Here is a 5798-nt window from a genome sequence, read left to right on the forward strand (position 1 = left end):
CTTAATGAAACAGGTGGATAAAGATGTTGTCTCTCGTCTTGTCAAATGGGGCATAAAAGATAAAAAAAGTGGTATTGATGCGCGTATTATCTTTTATGGTGCAGCAGGAACGGGAAAAACAATGACTGCTTATTCACTTGCAAAATCTCTCAAACGACAAGTTCTTGCGTTTGACTGTTCTAAAATTCTCTCAATGTATGTGGGAGAGAGTGAAAAAAATGTGCGTAAGATTTTCGATACTTTTTATGATTTGAGTGCTAAAACTAAGACAGAACCAATTTTACTACTTAATGAGGCAGACCAGTTTTTAGGTGCAAGAAGTAGTGGGAATATTACTGGTTCAGACCAGATGCACAATCAGATGCAAAACATCTTTTTAGAGCAGATAGAAAACTTTAATGGGATGCTTATAGCAACCACGAATTTACTTGAAAATATAGATAAAGCATTTTCAAGAAGATTTAACTATAAAATAGAGTTTAAAAAGCCAAATAAAGAGCAGAGATTAGAACTTTGGGAAAAAATGCTTCCAAAAGATGCTCCTTATGAAGATGGTTTTGATAAAGCAAAACTTGCAGAATACTCCCTTACAGGTGGACAGATAAACCTCATTATTAAAAACACAGCTTACAAAGTTGCTGTAAGAGAAAAACCTCTGTTTATGCTAAAAGATTTTATAGATGAAATTAGAAAAGAGAGAGATGCAAACTTCGATAGTGAAAAGTCTATGGGCTTTTTAAATAAGTGATCTTATACACTAAATAAAAGGGATATTTTATCTCAATGATGTTGCATTAAGTGACATCATTTTCGTCTTTTTCCTCAATCACAACTTTTTTTAATACTCTTTTAGATATAGTAAAACAACTGTTTTTTCTAATGAAGTATGGGTTAGAAATACAACTTTTAATTTAAAAAGGTAGGTTTATATGGAGCATATTAACACTGCAAATCCGTATTTTGGGGTCTTTGTACTGTTTGTTATAACATTTGGTGCATTCATTACAACGACTGTAGTGGCTAGACTAGCGAGTCGTGCGCTTGCACGCAAAGATAGTGAAAAGATTAAACTTTCAGTTTATGAATGTGGACCAGAAATCACAAAACAGCCAAATAGAGTGTCACCACAGTTTTATCTGTTTGCACTGCTATTTTTGTTATTTGATGTTGAAATCGTATTTATGTTCCCATGGGCAGTAGATTTTAAAGTTCTTGGCTGGTTTGGTTTTGTTGAGATGATAACTTTCATAGTTCTCTTAGCAATTGGTTTTGTATATGCATGGAAAAAAGGAGCATTAGAATGGCACAACATAAAGTAAATTATACACAAGATGCTGGTTTACCAATAGCACTTACAAGTGTTGATAAAATTGTAAACTGGGGGCGTTCAAACTCCCTTTGGGCTATGACTTATGGTCTTGCTTGTTGTGGTATTGAGATGATGGCAGCGGGTGCATCAAGATATGACTTTGACCGTTTTGGTACTATTTTTAGAGCTTCTCCTCGTCAATCAGATGTAATGATTGTTGCGGGAACGCTTACAAAAAAACACTCTGAGTTTATCAAGCGTCTGTATGACCAAATGACAGAGCCAAGATGGGTTATTTCTATGGGTTCATGTGCAAATACTGGTGGTATGTTTAATACTTATGCAACTGTTCAAGGTGTTGATAGAATTATTCCTGTTGATTTGTATCTTCCTGGTTGTGCACCGCGTCCTGAAACACTTCAGTATGGTGTAATGTTGTTACAAAAAAAGATTCGTGCTAACAAAGCAGGCAATGCACAAAAAGCTAAAAGGTTAATGTAATATGAGAGCGTATAAACCTAAAGAGAATGTACAAGCAAAAGCTTACTATACTGACAGATTTTATGTTGCACCACAAGTGCCAAAATCTGCTGTGGATACAGATGCAGTTTTTGCAAGTGATTTAGAGGCTATAAAAGCGAAGTTTGAAGTAAAAGATGCATATATTCAAGTAGAGCAAATGGTTGTGTACATTAATGCTCACGACATATATGGTGTTTTAGAGTTAATGAGAGATGAATTAGCATATACACAACTCTCAGAGATGAGTGCCATTGATTGGCTCGCAAAAGATAATACTTTTGAAATCTTTTACCAAATGCTTAGTATGACTAAACGCAAGCGTATTCGTGTGAAGTATTTTATTGAGAATGGTCAAGCTGTTGACTCTGTAGAAAAACTCTTTAGAAGTGCAGATTGGTCTGAGCGTGAAATGTTTGATATGTTTGGAATTGAAGCAAATAATCATCCATTTATGAAGCGTATTTTGATGCCATACGACTGGCAGGGACATCCACTCTTAAAAACATATCCTTTAGAGGGGGATGAGTTTGCTGCATGGTATGAAGTAGATAAAATTTATGGAAAAGAGGCTCGTGACATTATTGGGCCTGAGCTTCGTGATACTGCTCGTGTTGATAGATATGATTCTGAGCGTTTTTCTCGTCTTGGATTTGAAGTTCCAAAAGGTACTGAGATTACAGGTGATGAAGAGCCTCATGTTGAATCTTATCAAGAAGAGGGTGGCGTATTTATGGTTACAAAATTAGATAAAGAGTCATCAAAAGTAATTGATGATCCACAAAGATAGGGTGGTATAAAATATGGCACAAGTAAAAAATAGATTAACACCATTTTTTGAAAATATAACATTTGACAGAGATGACAATGAACTGGTACTCAACTTCGGTCCACAACATCCATCTGCTCACGGTCAACTGCGTTTAATGTTGCATTTGCAACAAGAACAGATTGTAAAAGCACATCCAGATGTAGGGTATCTTCACCGTGGTATGGAGAAGATGGCTGAAAATATGATTTATAACGAGTTTATGCCTACAACTGACCGTATGGATTATATTGCTTCATCTTCAAACAACTATGGGTTTGCTCTTGCAGTTGAAAAACTCATTGGGCTTGAAGTTCCTCGTCGTGCAAAAGTTATTCGTATGCTTCTTTTAGAGATTAACCGTTTGATGTCTCATCTTTTCTGGTTAGCAACGACAGCATTAGATATTGGTGCTATGACAGTTTTCCTTTTCGCATTCCGTGAAAGAGAATATCTTATGGATATTATTGAAGGTTATTGTGGTGCGCGTTTGACGCATGCTGCTATTCGTATTGGTGGTGTTCCACTAGATATTCAAGACAGTTTCTTACACCAATTAAGAGTATTTTTAAATAAACTTCCTCAAAATATTAAAGATTATGAAGATTTACTAGATTCTAACCGTATTTGGCTTATGAGAATGGAAGAGGTTGGAACTATCTCAACTGAAATGGCACTCTCATGGGGCTGTACAGGTCCAATGCTTAGAGCTTCTGGTGTTGCTTGGGATATTCGTAAAGAAGAACCGTATGAGTTGTATGATGAAGTAGAATTTAATGTACCTTTTTCAGATAAAGGTGATAACTTTGCGCGTTACCGTGTTTATATGGAAGAGATGCGTGAATCTGCAAAAATTCTTTACCAATGTATAGAGATGTATGAAAAATGTGAAAAAGATGGACAGACAGAGCTTATGGCACATGCTCCAAAATATATTTCAGCACCAAAACTCGACATCATGACACAAAACTACTCTTTGATGCAACATTTTGTACTTGTAACACAAGGGATGCGACCACCAGTTGGTGAAGTTTATGTGGCTACTGAATCACCAAAAGGTGAGCTTGGATTCTACATTAACTCTCAAGGTGGACCATATCCGTATAGATTGAAACTTCGTGCGCCATCATTCTGGCATACAGGGATTTTAACTGACCTTCTACCTGGTCACTATATTCCAGATGTTGTATCTATTATTGGTACTACAAATATCGTATTCGGTGAGGTTGACAGATGATTAACTTAAGAAAAGCAAAGAGCTTTGCTTTTTTAAGTGAAGTAACTTTGGATGAAAAAGTTTTCGTGCGAAGCCAAAGAAATAATGGGGATATAAAATGAAGCGATATGATTTAAGACACTTAAAAGATGATTTTGAACCTCGTATGAAAGAGATTTTAGGTGAAAAGCATAAAGAGAATGAAACATTGATTTTTCTTTTTGAAATAGGCGATTTTACTCCAATTCAGCGTTCTGCTGATTTGGTAAAAAAGTGTGGGTATGAACTGTATAACTCACTAAAATTTAACGAAGTCGATTGGACTATCGTTGTTAAAAAATAGGAATCTGTTTTGAGTAAAGTATATTTTTCTACTTGGAATGGGGAGTCTATAAATAATATAGGCAAGCCAGAAGAAGAGTGGGAAGAGTCAGCTTATAATCTACCAGCACAATATGATGATCATAGAGACTCAAAAGCCTTTATAGGTTGGGATGGTGTTGCACTGTTTCATGAGAATGTAGATGTTATTCGTTTGGCTATGGAGTATGCGGCACAGTATCAGGTCTATTCTGAAGCGTGTGGTCGTTGTGCCCCTGGTCGTTGGGGTGGACGTATTTTATATGATGTACTCGATAAAATTGCTCGTGGTGAGGGTGAAATTTCTGATTTGGATCACCTAAAAGAGATTGGAAAAAGTATGCAGGTTACTTCTAAATGTGAAATTGGAAAAACCGTTCCAAATCCTATTTTAGATTTAATGGAGCATTTTGAAGATACTTTTTTAGAGTGTATTAATGAGAAGAAAAAATCTATTCATTATGATGAAAGTGTAGCTTATATTGCAAAAATAACGGCACCATGTACAGATGCTTGTCCATCACATGTTGATATTCCTGGTTATATTGAAGGTGTAAGAGATTTACGCTTTGATGATTCCCTAGAGGCTACTCGTCAAACTATGCCACTAGCACATGTTTGTGGTCGTGTCTGTCCACATCCATGTGAGGATGCATGTCGCCGTACAAATTTAGATGAGCCTATCTCTATTATGTCACTCAAGCGTCTTGGCGCTGATTGGGAGACTGATCATGGTTATGACTTTTTTCATCCGATGGAAAAGAAACCTGCAAATGGCAAAAAAGTAGCTGTTGTTGGTGCTGGTCCTGCTGGACTTACTACAGCATATTATCTCTGTGCAGATGGTGTTGAAGTAGATGTTTATGAAGAACTTCCTGTTCTTGGTGGTGAGGTAACTGTTGGTGTTCCTGAGTATCGTATGCCTTGGGATAAATATATGCAAGATATTGAGTGTGTACGCGATATGGGTGTGAATTTCATTACAAATTATAAAGTGAGTGATGAAGATATGCGTCGCTTTGAAAAAGAGTATGATGCAACAATGATAGCTTCTGGTACGCGTATTTCTAAAAAAGTTCGTTGTGAAAATGAGAGAGAAGAGATAAAAGGGTATTGGGGTGCAATTGATTTTCTTGACTGGGTAAACTTGTATGAGAAATTTGACATCAAAACACCAAAAGAGGTACAAGAACAGCAGATGCTTCCAACTGATTTTGTGGACTTAACTGGTAAAACAGTTGTCTGTGTTGGTGGTGGATTTACATCTATGGATGTTGTGCGTTGTTCCATTCGAGCAGGTGCAAAAAAAGTCTATATGATTTATCGTCGTGATGAGAAGACTATCATTCGCAATACAACTTATGAAGAGTATCACGAAGCTGTTGAAGAGGGTGTAGAGTTTCTTTTTCACTCAGCTGTAAATAAAATTACTACTGATGACGATGATATTTTAAGAGAGCTTTTAATTGATAAGTTTGAGCTTGTTCCTGATCCAAATGGTGGTCGTGCGCAACTTGTAAAAATTGAGGGTGAATCTTATACTATAGAAGCAGATTATCTTATTCCTGCAGTTTCTCAAAGTGCTG

7 protein-coding genes are annotated in these 5798 nt (G+C 36.4%); all 7 read left to right on the plus strand.

Annotated features, from left to right (window positions below):
* On the plus strand, positions 1-748 hold a 748-nt coding region (locus MVY38_RS00940), incomplete at its 5' end, for an ATP-binding protein (protein ID WP_297482449.1).
* A gap of 181 nt (positions 749-929) precedes the next feature.
* The gene (locus MVY38_RS00945) at positions 930-1319 is read left to right on the plus strand and encodes an NAD(P)H-quinone oxidoreductase subunit 3 (protein WP_297482452.1); all 390 of its coding nucleotides are present in this window, start codon (positions 930-932) and stop codon (positions 1317-1319) included.
* The gene (locus tag MVY38_RS00950) at positions 1301-1810 is read left to right on the plus strand and encodes an NADH-quinone oxidoreductase subunit B family protein (protein ID WP_297432203.1); all 510 of its coding nucleotides are present in this window, start codon (positions 1301-1303) and stop codon (positions 1808-1810) included. Before MVY38_RS00945 ends, MVY38_RS00950 begins: the two co-directional genes overlap by 19 nt.
* Position 1811: 1 nt before the next feature.
* Complete coding sequence (locus MVY38_RS00955; RefSeq protein WP_297482454.1) at positions 1812-2618, plus strand: NADH-quinone oxidoreductase subunit C; 807 nt, start codon at positions 1812-1814, stop codon at positions 2616-2618.
* A gap of 13 nt (positions 2619-2631) precedes the next feature.
* Positions 2632-3873, plus strand: coding sequence for an NADH dehydrogenase (quinone) subunit D (gene nuoD / locus MVY38_RS00960; RefSeq protein ID WP_297482455.1), 1242 nt, complete (start codon positions 2632-2634; stop codon positions 3871-3873).
* Positions 3874-3970: 97 nt separating this feature from the next.
* Positions 3971-4195: an NADH-ubiquinone oxidoreductase subunit E family protein gene (locus tag MVY38_RS00965; protein WP_297482458.1), complete on the plus strand. Its 225-nt coding sequence runs from the start codon at positions 3971-3973 to the stop codon at positions 4193-4195.
* 9 nt (positions 4196-4204) lie between these two features.
* Positions 4205-5798 (plus strand): NADH-ubiquinone oxidoreductase-F iron-sulfur binding region domain-containing protein (locus MVY38_RS00970; RefSeq protein WP_297482461.1); only part of this gene is annotated, 1594 nt, incomplete at its 3' end.

The sequence above is a fragment of the Sulfurimonas sp. genome (genome assembly GCF_027056685.1).
In the GTDB taxonomy this organism is placed as follows: domain Bacteria; phylum Campylobacterota; class Campylobacteria; order Campylobacterales; family Sulfurimonadaceae; genus Sulfurimonas.

What these genes read in the sequence shown, in the direction of transcription:
- MVY38_RS00945 (WP_297482452.1), top strand. Translation starts at nt 930, where the DNA reads ATGGAGCATATTAACACTGCAAATCCGTATTTTGGGGTCTTTGTACTG.
- MVY38_RS00950 (WP_297432203.1), top strand. Translation starts at nt 1,301, where the DNA reads ATGGCACAACATAAAGTAAATTATACACAAGATGCTGGTTTACCAATA.
- MVY38_RS00955 (WP_297482454.1), top strand. Translation starts at nt 1,812, where the DNA reads ATGAGAGCGTATAAACCTAAAGAGAATGTACAAGCAAAAGCTTACTAT.
- nuoD (WP_297482455.1), top strand. Translation starts at nt 2,632, where the DNA reads ATGGCACAAGTAAAAAATAGATTAACACCATTTTTTGAAAATATAACA.
- MVY38_RS00965 (WP_297482458.1), top strand. Translation starts at nt 3,971, where the DNA reads ATGAAGCGATATGATTTAAGACACTTAAAAGATGATTTTGAACCTCGT.